Annotated in this window: 12 protein-coding genes; 7 read left to right on the top strand and 5 right to left on the bottom strand. The window is 61.4% G+C overall.

The features are described 5' to 3' along the window. The first annotated feature begins 190 nt into the window (after positions 1-190). From HMPREF3173_RS16295 to pgm, 7 genes are all read left to right on the top strand, one after another. On the top strand, positions 191-1,207 hold the full coding sequence (locus HMPREF3173_RS16295; protein WP_070574527.1) for a zinc-dependent alcohol dehydrogenase family protein: 1,017 nt from the start codon (positions 191-193) through the stop codon (positions 1,205-1,207). Positions 1,208-1,666: 459 nt separating this feature from the next. Next, a complete protein-coding gene (locus HMPREF3173_RS16290; protein ID WP_070574525.1) occupies positions 1,667-3,064 on the top strand; it encodes a hypothetical protein in 1,398 nt (465 codons plus the stop codon). Next, a complete protein-coding gene (locus tag HMPREF3173_RS16285; protein WP_070574523.1) occupies positions 3,064-4,410 on the top strand; it encodes an aminotransferase class I/II-fold pyridoxal phosphate-dependent enzyme in 1,347 nt (448 codons plus the stop codon). Before HMPREF3173_RS16290 ends, HMPREF3173_RS16285 begins: the two co-directional genes overlap by 1 nt. Before the next feature lie 225 nt (positions 4,411-4,635). Next, positions 4,636-5,202 (top strand): GNAT family N-acetyltransferase, encoded by a 567-nt coding sequence (locus tag HMPREF3173_RS16280; protein ID WP_070574521.1) that lies wholly within the window; start codon positions 4,636-4,638, stop codon positions 5,200-5,202. A 164-nt stretch (positions 5,203-5,366) separates the two neighbouring features. Then, positions 5,367-7,019: a VRR-NUC domain-containing protein gene (locus HMPREF3173_RS16275; protein WP_070574519.1), complete on the top strand. Its 1,653-nt coding sequence runs from the start codon at positions 5,367-5,369 to the stop codon at positions 7,017-7,019. Continuing rightward, positions 7,016-9,277, top strand: a complete 2,262-nt coding sequence (locus HMPREF3173_RS16270; RefSeq protein WP_070574517.1) for an ATP-dependent DNA helicase — start codon at positions 7,016-7,018, stop codon at positions 9,275-9,277. Before HMPREF3173_RS16275 ends, HMPREF3173_RS16270 begins: the two co-directional genes overlap by 4 nt. A gap of 87 nt (positions 9,278-9,364) precedes the next feature. After that, entirely contained in the window at positions 9,365-11,002 is a 1,638-nt protein-coding gene (gene pgm / locus HMPREF3173_RS16265; RefSeq protein ID WP_070574515.1) for a phosphoglucomutase (alpha-D-glucose-1,6-bisphosphate-dependent), read from the top strand. Positions 11,003-11,082: 80 nt separating this feature from the next. Here the strand turns inward: pgm and HMPREF3173_RS16260 are convergent, their stop codons facing one another. From HMPREF3173_RS16260 to HMPREF3173_RS16240, 5 genes are all read right to left on the bottom strand, one after another. After that, positions 11,083-13,239, bottom strand: a complete 2,157-nt coding sequence (locus HMPREF3173_RS16260; protein ID WP_070574512.1) for an LTA synthase family protein — start codon at positions 13,237-13,239, stop codon at positions 11,083-11,085. Between the two features lie 170 nt (positions 13,240-13,409). Next, entirely contained in the window at positions 13,410-14,690 is a 1,281-nt protein-coding gene (locus tag HMPREF3173_RS16255; protein WP_043211844.1) for a coiled-coil domain-containing protein, read from the bottom strand. Between the two features lie 46 nt (positions 14,691-14,736). Next, complete coding sequence (locus tag HMPREF3173_RS16250; protein WP_070574510.1) at positions 14,737-15,480, bottom strand: hypothetical protein; 744 nt, start codon at positions 15,478-15,480, stop codon at positions 14,737-14,739. Between the two features lie 32 nt (positions 15,481-15,512). Continuing rightward, the gene (locus HMPREF3173_RS16245) at positions 15,513-16,193 is read right to left on the bottom strand and encodes a C39 family peptidase (protein ID WP_070574508.1); all 681 of its coding nucleotides are present in this window, start codon (positions 16,191-16,193) and stop codon (positions 15,513-15,515) included. Positions 16,194-16,258: 65 nt separating this feature from the next. Further along, positions 16,259-17,746 (bottom strand): heme utilization protein, encoded by a 1,488-nt coding sequence (locus tag HMPREF3173_RS16240; RefSeq protein WP_070574506.1) that lies wholly within the window; start codon positions 17,744-17,746, stop codon positions 16,259-16,261. Positions 17,747-17,754 lie beyond the last annotated feature (8 nt).

Below are 17,754 nucleotides of genomic sequence, written 5' to 3'. Positions count from 1 at the left end.
GAGTAGGTCAGGGATGAATCTTAAGGCCAAAGGCTGGTACCCTGCACCGATTTCCGGGGACCAATGCACGGATTTGCCAGGAGCCCAATCGATGACAGGCATGTCAACTATTAATAGCCACTGATGGTCTTACGGTAAAAGCCCGGATAAAGTCCGTGGTAATACGAGATTCACGAAGGCGAGGTATGTGATGTCCCGCATGATTCGTTTCCACAAGTTCGGCGCCGCCGACGTTCTGCGCTGCGAAGAGCAGACCGAGCCGTCCCCCGCGACGGGCGAGGTGCAGATCCGCGTCCAGGCGATTGGCGTCAGCTGGTACGACGTGCTCTGGCGGCAGAACCTGGCACCCTCCCAGGCACGCCTGCCGGCGGGCATCGGTCATGAAATGGCCGGGGTAGTGACAGCGGTCGGTGAGGGCGTCGAGGATATCGCCGTGGGCGATCGGGTAGCCAGCTTTCCGGCCACCAGCGCCAACGAACACCCGGTCTATGGCGATGTCATCGTCCTGCCGCGTACCGCCATAACCCGTTATCCCGACATCCTGACGCCGATCGAAGCCAGCGTGCATTACACACCGCTGCTGATTGCCTACTTCGCCTACGTCGACTTGGCCCGTGCGAAAGCCGGCCAGACCGCATTGGTCACTGACGCCAGCCATTGCGCGGGGCCTGCCTTCGTGCAACTGGGCAAGGCATTGGGTCTGAAGGTGTTTGCCGCCACCAAGGACCCCGAGCAGCGCGACTACCTGCTGAGCCTTGGCGCCGAGAAAGTGATCGTCACCGAAGAGCAGGACCTGCTCATGCAGGTGGCCAAATACACCGATGGCCGTGGCGTCGACATGGTCCTGGACGGCATGGGCGGGCCGCAGATGTCGCTGCTTGGAGATGTCCTGGCGCCGCGTGGCAGCCTGGTGCTGTACGGCCTGCAGGGCGGAAACCAGACGCCATTCCCGGCCTGTGCAGCGTTTCAGAAGAACATTCAGTTCTACGTGCACTGCATCGGCAATTTCACCGGTAAGCCGGAGCTGGGCATCGCGCAGGACCAGGTTGCCTTGCAACGAGCCCTGCGTGACATCAATCAGTTCACCGCCGATCAGTTGCTGACCCCCCAGATCAGCAAGGTCTATCCCTTCACCGATGTGGTCGAGGCACATCGCGAGATGGATGAATGCCCCTGTGGGGGGCGGATCGTCTTGACGATGGGTTAATGCCAAGCTTGTCATCGTGCAAAAAAAAAAGCCCGGGCCTTTGGTCCGGGCTTTTTCTTTGGGTCGAGCTAAAGATAATTCCTACGCATCATTGAATATTGTCTTACAGGTAGAAGTTGACAATTAATAAATTAGGTATGGGGCTGCAATCATGCAATTACGTCTTAACTTTTAACGATTAAAACGGACGTGGGTGAATGGTTTTTTTACCCAGATCTGTATCTTTTATTCGTAATGCAACCTTCGATAATGGCCCTGTAAGGATGATTCATAGGAGCGATGGATGGGCTTGGGAAGGCTTTGGCGCGCGTGCGCCAGTGTGCGGGGTGAATTGGCTTGGGTGGTGTGCTTCGGTATTTCCCAAGACTTTGTAGGAAAGGTCAGCAAAGTTGGGCTGACCCAACTGTTTATTTCGCACTTTACGTTTAAACACCGTGATGAAGAACAGGGAGTGTTCCGATGAGCAGTCTTCATGACCAGGCCATGCAGTCCATCTATCAACAAGTATTGGACCGTGTATGCAATCAGATGCCCCGCGGGCAACACGCCTCGCTGCAATTGTTGATCCAGCGGTTGACGGTCGCCGCAGGCGGGGAGCCGTACATTGGTGAGTTCCAGCTGGTGGTGGTCCTGGGTGGTGACCGTCGCAGTGCGCATCTGCTGGCGAATTTACGCGCTGCACAGTTAAGTCTGGCCTTGCGTGGCGGCCGGACCTTCCGTTTGAGAGTGATCGTGAGCTGTCTGCCCGCGCCCGACCCACATATGCAACTGAGTCATGAGCGCCTGTTCAACGCGCTGTTCATGCAGGATGACCCCAGGGTACAGCTGCTCATGCTGGAAGATGACAAGGTGGTGCCGTTCAGCACCTGCGTGGCACAAGCCGTGCGGCCTTGGGTGGCTTCGCGGCAGGCCTTGCTGATGTTCGGGCACCTCACCGAGGCGACGCCCAAGGCCCTGCTGGGCTGCCGCTTGCATCTGCAACTGGCTGGCGCCTTGCAAGGGACGCTCGATCACAGCGGCGCTGCCACCGCCTTGATCACGGCCTTGCCTGATCGTGAGCGTAGACGTGTCATGGCCTGGGGGCGGCGGATCTTGCGTCTGACTGGGGAACTCGAGGGGCTTGGCGATGTGGCTCGGTGTGCTGCGGCCTTGGCTGAGGGGTTGAGTCGCCTGCATATGCGGGTCGGGGCACCATTGGGACGGTGTCTGGACATGCCTACGGCAATGCGCCCTGAGTTGCCGCTCAAGATGTTGACGGTGGACGATTTGCTTTGCCCCTCGAGCGAAGCGCATCACCTGGACGCGATGCTGGGCCCGCCAAAAGAGCATGGCCTAGCGAATACGCCACTGGGCGCCTGGACAGCGTCCGGCATCGTGGAAAACCTGACGGGGGCGCATGCACATCTGCGGGCGCGACAGCCCCGGGAGCGGGAGGGGCAGCTCTCTATAAAGGATGCACGCGCCAGCTGGTGGCTGCGGGTACAGCAGCAGGGCAGGGTGTCGTTCCTGCAGGGGCTGGGGCTCAATGAGGAGCAACTCACGTGCCTGCTGTTCACCCCCTTCAGCGGGCGAGGTAAAAAACTGGCGGACTTCGTGCACGCTTGCCATCCACGCATGGGAGTGGCCTTGCCTTATCTGCACAAGGCACTGCAAGGCAAACCTTGCCCTGAAACCATCAAGCACTGGCTGGTAGACGTCAGTGGGTTGAGCCTGGTGCAGTTGCAGGCGATCTACGCGGCTCGCCTCGAGCCATCCGCTTGGCGTCTGCTGGTGAGTTTGACGCGGCGGGATGCAGCGCTGCGGTGGTTGCCACCCCTGGACTCTACGCCTGTGATCGTCCGCCAGGCGGCATTCTGATGGGGCGTTCGGCGCGTGGGGAATTCGCCTACCAGGGCGTATATCGCTATCTTGATGCCCTGATTGCCCAAGCCGATTACGCAGAACGGGGGCGTCTACCCTCCTTGCGCGACCTGGCCCGGCGCCTTCGGGTTTCGCTGGCGACCGTACAGTGCGCGTACAGCCTGTTGGAGCGTCAAGGCCGGGTTCGTTCGGTGCCCAAATCAGGGTACTTCGTGAATTTCGCCGAACCGCAGATCGCTTCGACAGGGGCGCATGCGCCCTTGGTCCCTCCGCTATCCGTCCTGACCATGCCATCGCCTCATACACTGGAACGCACGTTGCTCGCCCATGAACGACGCCTCTCGCGCCAGGGCGGGCAGGCGACGTGGCGCTTGGGCAGCGGCGCTTTGTTGCGTAGCGTTTTGGCCGCACGCTACACCCGCGCTTCTGGCCATTGCTGGAATGCTCGGCACGTGCACTTGGCCACGGATGTACAGGCCTTGCTTGAAACGCTGTTGCTTGCCCTGCGTCTTCAAGGGGCAACGGCTGTGGTGGCAACCCCTTGCTGCTGGCGCCTGTTGCGTGGCTTGCAGCAGGCTGGCATGCGTGTACTGGAAGCACCGTTGGCTGCTCACGGGGGGATGGACATGGGCGCGTTCACACGCTTGCTCGAACATGAGCCGGTACAGCTTGTGGTGATGCCTTCCTGCCTCTCCATGCCGCTGGGGCGCCTGAGGCCTGTGCAGGATCAGCAGCAACTGGCCCGTGTGCTTGCCGAGCATCCCGCTTTGCTGCTGGAGAACGACATGGACAGCGACCACTGTTTCGCAGGCCCTCCTGCGTCGCGGCTGCGCGATGACATCGACGCGAGTCGCCTGCTGATACTCGGTTCGCTGGAGGCCACGTTGGGCGCTGAAGCGCCTTACACCTACCTGCTGTGTCGCCAACCCTGCGTCGACGAAGCCATCGCCAGACGAGGCTTTCTGTTACCCCCGCTGCGTCAGCAAGCGGTAGCGCATACGTTCACAAAAGGGGAGGTCGACGATAGCTTGCCTGCCTTGCGCTTCGATCTGCAGACTCGAATGGAATACCTCTGCAGTCGAATCGAACTGCGTCTGGGCGCGCACCTGGCGTTTGCCAAGCCTGATGGCGGGCGGGGGATTTGGGCACGCCTGAACCAACCGATCGATATGGACGCCAGTCTGGCTGCAGTGGCGGGTAGCCCGTTGTCTGCCATTCCTGGGGAGTTGTTCGGGCTCAAAGGCAGTTTCCCGCAGCACGTGCTGTTGGTCTGGTGCGCCGAGTCATGGGAGGGGCTGGACCAAGTGTTGCGCCGGTTGGGAAGGGTACTTGTCGGTCGTTGAGCGAGTGCGTCCGCTGATCGGTTCCGCCAGGGATCATTGTGTTTTCAATATTAAAGTGGACAAAGTGAGTTAAGTCTTCATCATTGCCTGAGTACGACATTTAAGTAGCCTTGTACGACGCACTTTTAAGTTGGTTAATAACATTGGCGTGTCTTTTTATAGGCGGTATTGAAACACGTTTTCCTACACGTTATAAGGGGCGTCACTTTGTCTGGAGTCGTCTACATGGCCGTCGTATTTCGTCCGGGTCGCAGCTCGGATGCGCGTGACATTGCTCAGTTGTTTCAAATAACTTCCGAAGGGGTAGCCGATTATATTTGGAGCCAGTTGGCAGAACCGGGACAGGATTTGCTGGATGTCGGCACTGCCCGTTATGCCCGTGATAACGTGGATTTCTCCTATCAAAATTGCCTAATTGCAGAAGCCGACGGGCAGGTCATCGGCATGATGCATAGCTACGCGATGCATCACGATCCAGACCCAGCCCCGGTGACTGACCCAGTATTGGCACCTTATGCCGATATGGAAGTTCCCGACACACTCTATATTTCGAGCTTGGCTCTTCACGATGGCTGGCGTAATCAGGGCTTGGGTGTACAGTTCCTTGAGCAGGCTCAGCAACGAGCTGATCAACTGGGGCTCAAGGGCCTGAGCTTGATCGACTATGCTGCGAACACCGGTGCCCGGCGCTTTTACGAACGGCACGGTTTCAAGATCGTCAAAACCTGCACAATCGTGCCCCACCCGATGGTTCGAGTGAGCGGGGAAGCCTATCTAATGCACAGGCCTTGACGGCGTTTGGGCGGGCATTGCAGGCCCCGTTTCAACGCAGTAGGGGCGGGTGCGGATACATTTTTGCAGACCCTGAGCTCGCCAGCGAGGCGACCTGTAGCACTTGCCAGTGCTTGGGGTCTGTATGTATAACCAGTGCCTGTTTCCATACCTGAACGCGCACCGTGATTGCCCATTCCGTCGACGACCCTCTTTATTACCTGCATAACTTCCGGCAGGTCCTGGCCTGGGTCGAGCAGCGCTACGCCGATCTGCTCGATGAGGTCGAGCACTGCTTTCTACAGGCGTTCGAGCGGTTGCCCGAGCCTGCCCAAGCCTTGATGGTTCGAATGGTCATGCGCAAGGGCGAACTGTTTCGCAGCGACAGGCTCGACTACGCCGAAATCGGTGATTGCTCATCGGCATTGCAACCACTGCTGGCGTTGGGGTGGGTCAGCGACGACGCCGTCCTGACCCTGGAGCAATTGTTCGATGTGCTGCGCAAACAGGAGCTGGCCCAATGCTTTGCCGCACACCTGAGCAAGCCACGGGCCGCCAAAGGCGAACTGCTTGCGCAGTTGCAGCCTTTGGCGCTGGCGCCCCGCACGTTGACTGAGTGGTTTGCGCAATCTCCGATACGTATCTTCCATTGGCGCCTGCAGCCATTATGTGATCGCTTGCGCCTGTTGTTTTTCGGCAATCTTTATCAGGACTGGTCGGAGTTCGTGCTGGCCGATCTGGGTCTGCTGCGTTATGAGCAAGTGCCGCTAAGCGTCGATTCACGCGCCTTGCGCCAGCGCACGGAGATCGACCTGGCCATGGCGTTGCACCAGTGCGCCGACCGGCTGGAGCAAGGGGAGGACGCCGACTCGCTGCTGGCCACCCTTGAGGGACTGCACAGCGACAACCCGTGGTTGGTACGGCGACGCGGGCGATTGATGTACAGCATCGGTCAGCAGTGCGAGCGCCGGGGGGATTGGGACCAGGCCTTGGCGGTCTATGCCCGCAGTGATCATCCCGAAGCGCGTGTACGCCAGGTGCGGGTGCTGGAGCGCAGTGAGCAGTGGGACCGGGCGCAGGCACTGGCGCTCGAGTTGGCCGCCTCGCCTGCCAATGCGCAGGAACAACAAGCTTTGGCGCGCATGTTGCCACGCCTGGCGCGCAAGCTCGGTGGCCCGCCGCAAGCGCGCCGCCGCCCGGCGGACCTGGCGTTGATCGAGTTACAGCTACCGATCGAACGTTCCGCCCTTGGTGTCGAAGAGGCGGTACGCCTGCACCTGGCTGAGGGCGCAAGCACCTGTCACTACGTCGAGAACACCCTGTTCAACAGCCTGTTCGGTCTTTTGTGCTGGGAGGCAATCTTCGCCCCAGTACCAGGCGCGTTCTTCCACCCCTTCCAGGCCGGCCCCCAAGACCTGCACGACAGCGACTTCCAGCAACGGCGCGCGGCGTTGTTCCAGGCCTGCCTGAGTCGGCTCGACGATGGCAGCTACCGTCAGGCCATGTGCGACTGTTTCGCCGCCAAGCATGGGCTGCAATCACCGTTCGTGTTCTGGCCGATGCTCACCCCCGAACTGCTCGAGCAAGCCCTGGCGTGCATACCCGCAGCTCACCTCAAACACTGTTTCATCCGTCTCTTGCAGGACATCCGCAGCAATCGCGCGGGCATGCCTGACCTGATCCAGTTCTGGCCTGCCGAAGGCCGTTACCGCATGATCGAGGTCAAGGGGCCTGGCGACCGACTGCAGGACAACCAGTTGCGTTGGCTCGCTTTCTGCCGTGAGCACGACTTGCCGGTGGCGGTGTGCCATGTACGCTGGACCGAGACGCCGACATGACCTACACCGTGGCAGTCCGGGCGTTGTGCGAGTTCAGCGCTAAGGTAGGCGACTTGGACCTGCGCTTCACGCCATCGCCCACGGCCCAGGAAGGGATCGCCGGTCATCGTCGGGTTGTGGCGCGGCGCGGCGCAGACTACGAGGCGGAGGTAGCGCTGCAAGGTCAATACCAGAGCTTGTGCGTGCGTGGCCGAGCCGATGGATATGACCCGGTGCGCAATCGTCTGGAAGAGATCAAGACCCACCGCGGCGACCTTGCCCGTCAGCCGCACAACCATCGTCAGTTGCACTGGGCGCAGGCCAAGGTCTATGCCTGGCTGCTGTGCCAGGCCCGGGGGCTGGAGACGATCGAAGTCGCGTTGGTCTACCTGGACGTGGACAGCGACCGCCAGACACTGATCAGCGAGGAGCACAGCGCCTCGGACCTGCAACGCTTTTTCGAGGCCCAGTGCCAGCGATTTCTGGTCTGGGCCGAAGTCCAGCAGCAGCGCCTGGTAGAACGTGACAGGGATCTCAAGGCTTTGGGGTTTCCCTACCCGCAATTTCGCCAAGGCCAGCGCCAGTTGGCCGAGACGCTGTACAAGGCCGTGAGCACTGGCCGCTGTCTGATGGCCCAGGCCAGCACGGGCATCGGCAAGACCCTAGGGACTTTGTTCCCATTGCTAAAGGCCATGGCACCCCAGCAACTGGACAAAGTGTTCTTCCTGACCGCCAAGACTCCAGGCCGGGCCCTGGCGCTGGATGCCTTGCGCCAGATCACCGATGCCACCCCGCAGCCGGCTTTGCGCACTCTGGAACTGATCGCGCGGGACAAAGCCTGCGAATACCCCGCAAACGCCTGTCACGGCGAGTCCTGTCCGTTGGCCCGAGGCTTCTACGACCGGCTGCATGCAGCGCGCGAGGAGGCGGCGCGCCGACCGCTGCTCGACAAGGCGGTGCTTCGCGAGGTGGCGTTGGCGCACCAAGTCTGTCCTTATTACCTGGGGCAGGAAATGGCGCGTTGGGCCGATGTGCTGGTGGCCGACTACAACTATTATTTCGACGCCCACGCCTTGCTGCATGCCCTGACCCAAGCCAACCAGTGGCGTGTGGCGGTGCTGGTGGACGAGGCGCACAACCTGGTCGAGCGGGGGCGGGGGATGTACAGCGCAAGCTTGGACCAAGGCCAGTTGGCCAGCCTGCGCCAGAGCAAACCCCTTGGCGTGGGCAGTGCCCTTGAGCGTTTGAACCGGCAGTGGAACGCCCTGTACAAGGCGCAACAAGCCCCTTATCAGACGCTCGATCGGCTGCCTGAAGACTTTCTGCGCACGCTTGCGCAGTGCATCGGCCTGATCCAGGAACGTCTGGAGCAGGCGCCTGGCGAGGTCGACCCGGCGCTGTTGCAGTTCTTCTTCCAGGCCCTGCAGTTCACCCGGGTCGCTGAGCTGTTCGACGATCACTTCATATTTGACGTGACATTGCGCACGGGCCCGCGCAAGCGTCGCCTGTCGACCTTATGCCTGCGCAACGTAGTGCCGGCGCGGCTGCTGGGGCCGCGCATGCAGGCGGCGCGTAGCGTCACGCTGTTCTCTGCCACCTTAGGCCCACGGCATTACTACGCCGACTTGCTGGGTATGCCGACCGACACGGCCTGGCTGGAGGTGGCGGCACCGTTTCGCGCCGAACAACTGGCGGTGCGCATCGTCAGCGAGGTGTCCACCCGCTACCGGGAGCGCCAGGCGTCGCTGGAGCCGATTGTCGAACTGATCGCGGAGCAGTATCGCGCCCGGCCGGGCAATTACCTGGCGTTCTTCAGCAGCTTCGAATATCTAGGGCAGGTGACCACCTTGCTGGCTGAACGTTATCCGGCAATCCCTCGGTGGGAGCAGGCGCCAGGCATGGACGAAGGCGCGCGAGAGGCATTTCTGAACCGTTTCGTGCCCGATGGCAAAGGTGTCGGTTTTGCCGTGCTGGGCGGTGCCTTCGGCGAGGGTGTCGACCTGCCTGGCACTCGTTTGATCGGCGCGTTCGTCGCCACCCTGGGGCTACCCCAGGTCAACCCGGTCAACGAGCAGTTCAAGCAGCGCCTGGGGCGCCAGTTCGGCGCGGGCTTCGACTACGCCTATCTCTACCCTGGCGTGCGCAAGGTGATCCAGGCAGCAGGCAGGGTCATTCGAGGCGATCAGGACCGTGGGGTGCTGCTGTTGATCGACGAGCGCTTCGCCGAACCACGGGTGCAGCAGATGTTCCCTGCCTGGTGGCAAACCGGTGGCGAATAAACCGCGCAGGCCCCATCGCACGGCGTTGCAACTCCCAGTACACTGCGTGTTCCAACACCAACATCCTGTTGAACTCGAGGTTCTTGCATGACGCTCAGTCCTTTGGCAGGCAAGCCGGCTCCGGCCAGCGTGCTGGTCGATATCCCCCGCCTGCTCACCGCCTACTACACCGGACGTCCCGATGCCGCGGTGGCGGCTCAGCGTGTGGCCTTCGGCACCTCAGGGCACCGCGGCACGTCGCTGGAACTGAGCTTCAATGAAGATCACGTACTGGCTATCACACAGGCCATCTGCCTGTATCGCCAGGAAAAAGGCATCGATGGCCCGTTGTTCGTCGGCGCCGATACCCATGCGCTGTCGGCTCCGGCCGCAGCCAGCGCCCTGGAAGTACTCGCCGCCAACGGCGTGCAGGTGATGCTGTCCAAGGACGATGAGTACACACCAACTCCGGCCGTGTCCCATGCCATTCTCTGCCATAACCGTGGCCGCCAGCAGGGTCTTGCCGATGGCGTGGTCATCACGCCGTCGCACAACCCGCCGCAAAGCGGTGGTTTCAAGTACAACCCGCCCAATGGCGGCCCGGCCGACAGCGACGTGACCAAGTGGATCGAAGCCAAGGCCAACGAACTGTTGGCCGCAGGTCTTGCCGGCGTCAAGCGCATGGGCCATGCCCAGGCCCTGCAGGCCGCCACCACTCAGCGTTACGACTATGTAGGCCGCTATGTGGCGGATCTTGAGAACGTCATCGACTTCGACGTCATCCGCGCTGCCAAGCTGCGCCTGGGTGTCGACCCGCTGGGCGGGGCAGGGGTGCGCTACTGGCAGGCGATCGCCGAGCACTACCGCCTGGATCTGGACGTGGTCAACACCGAGGTCGACCCAACGTTCCGTTTCATGACCGTCGACTGGGATGGCCAGATCCGCATGGACCCCTCTTCGCCCCATGCCATGCAAGGCCTGATCGGTCTGCGCGAGCGCTTCGACGTGGCCTTCGCCTGCGACCCGGACCACGACCGCCATGGCATCGTCACTCCCGATGGCTTGCTGCAACCGAACAATTACCTGGCCGTGGCCATCGATTACCTGTTCCGTCATCGCCCGCTGTGGCGCAGCGATGCGGCGGTGGGCAAGACCGTCGTCAGCAGCGGCCTGATCGACCGTGTGACCGCTCGCTTGGGCCGTGAGCTGTACGAAGTGCCGGTGGGCTTCAAGTTCTTTGCCCAGGGGCTGTTCGACGGTTCGCTCGGCTTTGGTGGTGAGGAGAGTGCCGGTGCTTCGTTCCTGCGCAAGGACGGCACGGTCTGGGCCACCGACAAGGATGGTCTGATTCCGGCGTTGCTGGCTGCGGAAATGACCGCCCGTACCGGCCGTAATCCAAGCCAGGCCTATGCCGACTTGACCGAGGCCTTGGGCAAGCCGTACGCGACGCGTGTGGAAGCCAAGGCCGATGCCCGGCAGAAGGCACTGTTGAGCAAGCTGGCGCCCGAGCAGGTGACCTCCACCGAGCTCGCCGGCGAGCCGATCGAACAGATCCTCAGCCATGCGCCAGGCAATGGCCAGGCCATTGGCGGTTTGAAGGTGATGACGGCCAACGGTTGGTTTGCAGCACGGCCTTCCGGTACCGAAGACATCTACAAGATCTACGCTGAGAGCTTCATCGATGAAGCGCACCTTCAGCGCCTGGTGCAGGAAGCGCAGGTGTTGGTGGATTCGGCAATCGCCTGATGGACAGCGGGGCTGTCCAGCAGCCCCATCACGATCTGAGACTGCTCCCACCGACGGGGTGGGGGCGTCTTGGAGGTGATTCAACCGCCACCGGCAAAGCCGGTGACCACACTGAAGTCACTGACCTCGACCTTGCCCCCGCCATAACCCAACAGGTGGAACGAAAACGCCTTTCGCACCGACGGGTTGTCGAAACCGAATTCCAGCTCCAGCGGCTGATCGGCTGTAACGATGATTTCCTCGGGCAATCCCAACGGCACATCCTGCTCGAATTCCTTGGCCTTGAGTTGGATGTAGGCGTCGTGTTTCGGGTCGAGCGAGCGCACCTTCACGCGTACACGAGTATGGGTGCCTTGGGGCATTTCCAGGTATTGAGCACCGATGAGGTTGTCGGCCCAGTCATCGCGGATGCGCTTGTGCAGGGTGATGGCTGCCGGGCCACCAAACTGGTAGCGCAGATTGAGCGGGGTTTGCAGCAGCGATTGGTCCAGCGTGTTGGCCAGGGCAGTGAGCTGCTGGCCTGCGATCTCGTTGCCCCGGCCCAGGTACTGGGCATGGTCGGCAATGAAACCTTGGCTTGCGTAACGGCGGCAACGCTCCTGGAAGTCGCACTCGGTCAGGGTGCCGTGACCGTCGTGATAGCGCAGCATGCCGTTGGTGTAGGAGATCATTTCGCGCCCCGTGTCGTAATCGCGGAACAGCGAGCGTCCGCTCAAGGCGGCGGGGATGGGCAACGCGAAGTAGTCGAGCAGGGACGTGGCGAGGTCCACATGGCCGTAGGTGCCTTGCTTGAGGCGCGGCAGTTGGGCCTGTTCCGGTGCCAAGGTCAGGTTGAACCCCCAGGAGGAGGCCAGGCGTACGCCATCGATACCGTGGGACTCATCAGAGGTGATGACCACCAGGGTGTCCTTGAGCACGCCTTGGCGCTCGAGGTTGTCGAGGAAAGCGCCCAGGGCATCATCCAGGTAGGCCACTGCCGCCTGCTTGGCGGTGTCGTAGCGCTGCAGGTAGCGCTCCGGCGCTGAATAGGGCTGATGGGTGCCGACGGTCAGCAGGGTGAGCATCCAGGGCTGCTTTTGCTTGCGCAGCTTGGCGACGTACTTCTGGGCACCTTCGAAGAAGGCGCGATCGTCCTTGCCCCAAGGGAAATGCAGGTAGTTCTTGTTGGTGAACCACTCCTGGCCATGCACTGACGCGAAGCCGATGTGCGGCATGATCCGGTCCTTGGCCATGAAGCGCAGGCCAGCACCTTGCAGGTAATGGGTGCTGAATCCGGCCTGGCGCAGCTGCGCCGGCAGGCATGCCTGGTTGCGCAGGTCCTGGGTCAGCAGCTCCATGCCTTTGGGCGTGCCGTTGGCGAGTTTGTCGTAATCGCCGCAGAGCAGGGCGTACAGGCCGCGGATCGTCTGGTGGGTATGCAGGACATAATCGGGCGTGTTCATGCCTCGCTCTGCCCAGCGGCTGAGGTTGGGCATGAGCTCTTCGTCAAAATGGCTGTGCAGGGCTTGACGGTTGGCCCGTACATAGGCGCCAGGGATGCCTTCCAGGGCAATCACCAGCACGTTGCGCGCCTTGCCCGGCGCGTCCAGCAGCTTGCGCCCGTTGAGGTCCGACTGGGTCAGGCCGGCGATGGGCAGCACGGGCACGGGTTGCTCGTTGCCCAAGGCGCTGGAGGTGGCGCGTTGCACGTTGCCCACAGCGGCGGTCAATAGCTGGTGGGGTAGGTTGTACTGGCGCCATTGGTCGGCGTCGGAGGGGATCAGATGCTGGCCGGCCCAATGCACGCCAAGCAGCACGACGGGAATGGCCCAGGTCTTGCGCGGCAGGGGCGTGCCCCGCAGGCCACGGCTGCGCCAGGCGCTGATCAACCAGGTCAGCAGCCCGGCGACCAACAGCCAGGGCAACCAGGCGTGGGCCAGGGCGCCGCCGGTTGAATTTTCCATGAACTGCGGATCGAACAGGTAGGTGAGGTCTGCGCTGTTGGGCAGTCGACCGACTGCGCTCACCAGCTCTGCCGAAGCCACCAACAAGGCGCCCCAGATCAGCAATACGGGCAGCGCCAGCCACCAGGCGCGACGATGCAGGAGTAGCACCAACAGGCTTGCGACCGCGATATCGGACAGGTAGCCGAAGGGGTTGGACCAGCCGAGCAAGGCCCTTGTACCCAGTGGGATCACCAGCACCAGGACTGCCAAGGCGAGCAGTCGGGCACGGGGATGACCGAGTATGTTCTTCACAAAGACTTCCTTCTTGTCATGAAACAGTCACTCAAGTGTGCTCCATGATAACAGGCGTTCGGCGCTGGACAGGGCTTGCGGACAGAGGGCAAGGCGTGGCGCGGCCTGCAGACTCATTACAAAAGATTGCATAAAGGATGGCATTGGGGTGCTGGGCACCCCGGCTGTCATCAGAAGTAATAGGGAAACTTGAGGCTGAACGAGAAGTCCGGTGCATCGTCGGTCAGGCCGATGGCAAGGTTCGGGACGATGGTCAGGTTGTTGGTGGCCGCGAAGGTCATGCCGATGTTGAAGTTCGCGGCGTTGTAGTCGCTGTTTGAGATCGACTGCCAATCGCCGCCATCGGGCTTGATCTTGCTTTTGCTGGAGAACTGATCGGTGAACGAGAACGACATGCTCATCTTTTCGTTCAGGGCAAACGCGATACCTCCGCCGATCTGCCACGAATCACCGAGTTTCACATCTCCTTTGACCTTTGTGCCCACCTGCGGGCTGATGTCGCTGAACGAGTCCTGCATGTTGTAGGTGTATTGCAAGCTAGCGAACAGCACCGCCGGGTCGAAGGTCTTGACCAACGAAATGCCAGGCGAGATCGACCAGACACCATTGCCGGTCGGCAGATCCTCGGGCACCGCCAGGTTGTCGTTGCCCGGGCTCTGTATCAGCTTGATGCCGTATGGGTCCTTGCCGGTCGGGGCCTTCACCCGCAGGGTTGCGACGGCGTCGGGCCAGGTTTCCGACTCGTCGAGGAACTTGTAGGCGATGCCGAAGTTGACGTCACCGATGGTCGGGTCGCGGGTTACCGAATCGTCCGAGGTGACCCCGGCGGCGCCGCCAGCGCCACCGGAGGAGTAAGTGGACTCGCGATAGACAATGGGTACGTTTATGTCGAACTGCCAGCGTTGATCCAGGTTGTAGCGGCCGGTCAGGTCCAAGGTCCAGTTGTCCGCCTTGATGCGGTCGATGTTGATGTTGCCCAGGAAGATCGAGTCCAGCGCCAGGAACCCGTTGAGGGTCAGGGCCCGCGTGTCGTAGTGGGTATAGGTAATGCCCGTCTCGAAGCTGAACTTGCCTCCGCCGAAGAAGCCGCTGGCCTCGTCATACAGGTTGGAAACACTCTGCGCAGGCTCGGAGTTGTCCTGTAGCGATTGCCCGTAGGAGCTGCCGGTGGTGCCAGGCGCGCCGGAGGCGACGGTCTGGCTGCCCTTGACGCCCTCGGCGGGCGACTTGGTCAGGCGCCGCGGGGCCGGGGCCGGTGGTGCCTCTTCGACCTGGCGCAGCCGTTGTTCCAGCACCATCAATGCGTTCTGTTGTGCTTCGTAGCGCTCCTTGAGCGCCATCAGCTCCTGTTTCAGTGCTTCGACCTGAGGATCGGTTGCTGCCTGCAGCAGGGTGGCCGGGGTCAGGGTACTCAAACAAACGATAGCTCTTAGCGTCAACAAACGGTGCATGGGTTAGCCGTCCCTTCTGACTGCATTCGATGAGACTGAGCGTAGATCAGTATCCAAGACCACGGAGGCCTTTAAGCTGGTCCAGATTGACGTTCATCGAGCCGGCCGCAGGCGCCTCTCGCAGCACGACATTGAACGAGGTCAGGTTGCTGACGCGGTTGCTGGAGCCGAGCAAAGTGGTGTTCTGCATCAGGCCGCCCTGGCCAATGCGTTGGAAGGTGTTGCCCTGGTTGTTGTTGGCGACGATGTTCATCTGCACGCCGCTGCCGGAGGAGGAGACCTTCAGCGTTCCCGCGCCGTTGCTGCCGAGCAGCGTGGAGCCATTGGCCAGGGCCTGCCCCTGAGGTGTGCCGCTGGGGGCCTTGTCGCCCCTGGCCACGTTGATGGCGACATTGTTGTGGGCGGTGTTGAAGTCACCGGCGGCCCGCACCACCTGGGTCACGCCTTCGGTGGTGTTGAGCCCGCTGCCACCGGTGACTGTGCCTGTGCCATTGCTCTTGGGCTGGGAGGTTCCGGTGCCTTTTTCGTTGATCAGCGACACGTAGAACTGCGGCTTGATGGTCGATTGCTGGATCTGCATCGCGGAGGTCGCGCCGATCACCTCGCCGTTGGCGTTCTGCCAGGTGCTGGTCATGACGATGCCGAAGCTGACGATCCGCCCCGGCATCACGTACCGACCTCGCAGGTTGGCCAGTTCCTGGTCCTTGAGCTCGATAGGTTTGAACGTCTCGGCTTGGGTCGGAAAGGCGGCCGCCAGGCAAGCGGCGACCAGCCAGGTTGAAGTCTTCATGGGAGCTCCCGGAGCGTCATGCCCATTCTGATTTAGAAGAAGTCGCTTTGGATAAAGCCAAAGTCCATCAACTCCGCGTCCTGCACAGGGGTGAAATTGCTGACGCGATTCTTGGCGCTCAGCGGCTGCGGCGGGTCGAGCAGGATGTTGTTCTTGTCATACCCCTGGCCGATGACGGCGAAGATGATGCCGTTCCAGCCTTTAAGGAAATCTTCGACCGTGAAGCGTTTGTGGCCCAGTACCGGGTCGCCGATGTAGACCCAGCCCCTGTCGACCTTCTGCATGACCACGAAGTGCTTGTAGCCCCGGATGTCCATCAACACGACCACCGGAATGCGGATGCTGTTCAGGGTGTCGGGGGCCACTCGGTAGCCGCGGGCGCGCATGCCGAGGCTTTCCACGTAGCGCTTCATGTCGAGCATCGAGAAGCCCTGCACCCGGACCAGGTCCTGGTCGGCGTGGGCGAGCATGCCCTCGATGATCTGTTGTTCGTCGACGTCCAGCCAGTAGGCCTGACGCAGGATGGTCGCCAGCGCTGCGGCGCCGCAACTGAAGTCGGTTTTCTGCTGCACCAGGTCGGCGAACTTGCGTTCGCGAATGCTTTGGATGGGTTTGTAGATCACTGCGCCGCCTGGCAGGACCGACAGCGGCATCTGGGCAGCTTCACCCACGCTGGTCACGCACAGCAACAACGCCAAGGCGAAAATACGCATGTCCCACGCCCCCTTTGCATTTCTGGTTAGGAAGAGGCCCCCCGTAGGGGGCCTCCAGGTCGCAGTTACATCGAGGTGTTGGAGATGGCCAGCGAGTTGCTTTGCTGGTTGCCCACACCGGCTGCCACGTTCACGCCCAGGTTGCCGCTGCCGCCATTGACCGAACCACTGAGGGTTGCGGTGTTGGTCACAGGGTTGGCCCAGCCGGTCGGGGTCAGCACTTGGAACGACACGGTGTTGCTCAGAGCGTACTCGCTAGACTCGCTGTAGCTCTTCGAGATGCTGTCCGAAGATTGCGAGGCTTTTTCGCCGGATTTCTCGAAGGCCGAAGCGCTTGCCTTCTCCCATGCCGATTCGCGCGACTTGTCATACGAAGATTCGCGAGACTTGTCGTACGACGAGTCGCGGGTGCGGTCATACGAGGAGCTGAACGACTTGTCGAACGACGAATCGAACGACTTGTCGAACGACGACTCATGCGACTGGTCGCGCGAGGTATCGACGTTCACATCGAGGTTGGCATTGAGCGAGCCATCGAAGCTTTCGCTACGAGTCCGTACAAACGGACCGAAGGTGCTGGTCGAGGTGGCGTCTGCGCTGGCCGAAGCGTCCAGCGAAGCGTTCAACGAAGCGCTCGACGAGGAGCTGGAGCTCGAGTTGTGCGAACCACTGGCATTCCAGCTGTTCGAGCCGTTGGCAGCCATGTTGTTCGAACCGCTGGCGCTGCTGCTGTGAGAACCACTGGCGCTCATGCTGCTCGAGCCGCTAGCACTGCTGCTGTGGGAGCCACTGGCGCTGCTGCTTTTCGAGCCAGCCACGCTGAAGCTCGAGCTGGAGCTCTTATCAACACTGGCGTCGAACGATCCACTCTTGGAGGACGAACCGCTCTTGGAAGTGGTGAAGGTCAGCGTATCCACCCGATAGGTGCGGTCTGCCTTGTTGATCACAGTCAGGCCTGGGCCGTTCTGGTTGGCGGTAGCGGTGGCGGTGGAGTTACCCATTGGCGCACTGTTGTTGGCAATGGCCATGGTGTTTTTCTGCTGGTTCAGATCGCCACCGGCAATGTTGATGCCCATGTTGCCGCTACCGCCGTCAGCCGAGTTGCTCATGACGGCAGAGCTTTGGGTCGACCAGTTCTTGACGGTGTTGTTGTTGCTGCGCTGATCGACGCTGGCGGTCGCCACGGACTCGCCGAAGACGAAGGTGTTGTCGAGCGCTGAGTTGTCGGACGCGGTGTTGGCAATGGCCGCCGCGTTATCTTGTTGGTTGCCGTTACCGGCCGCCACGTTGATCCCGACGTTACCGCTCGCGCCACTGGCGGAGCTGCTCATTTCGGCTTCGTTTACGGTGCCTTCGTTGAGGATGAAGTTGTTGGTACTTCGTTGAGTGTCCTCAGCATTGGCAGTGGCGCTGGTGTAGATGGGTTTTGGTGGAGGATTGTGGTGGCCATGATGGCCATGTCCACGCCGATCGTTCTGATCCGCTTGTGCAGCAACAGCCATGACCGCAGCAATTGCGAAAACCAGAGGCTTGAGTGCCATCGAGGGTTTCATGGTGTTTC

The sequence above is a fragment of the Pseudomonas sp. HMSC08G10 genome (assembly GCF_001808425.1).
GTDB classification, from domain to species: domain Bacteria; phylum Pseudomonadota; class Gammaproteobacteria; order Pseudomonadales; family Pseudomonadaceae; genus Aquipseudomonas; species Aquipseudomonas guariconensis.
The sequence above is the reverse complement of the archived record's forward strand: the minus strand, read 5'-3'. Positions and strand labels throughout refer to the sequence as shown.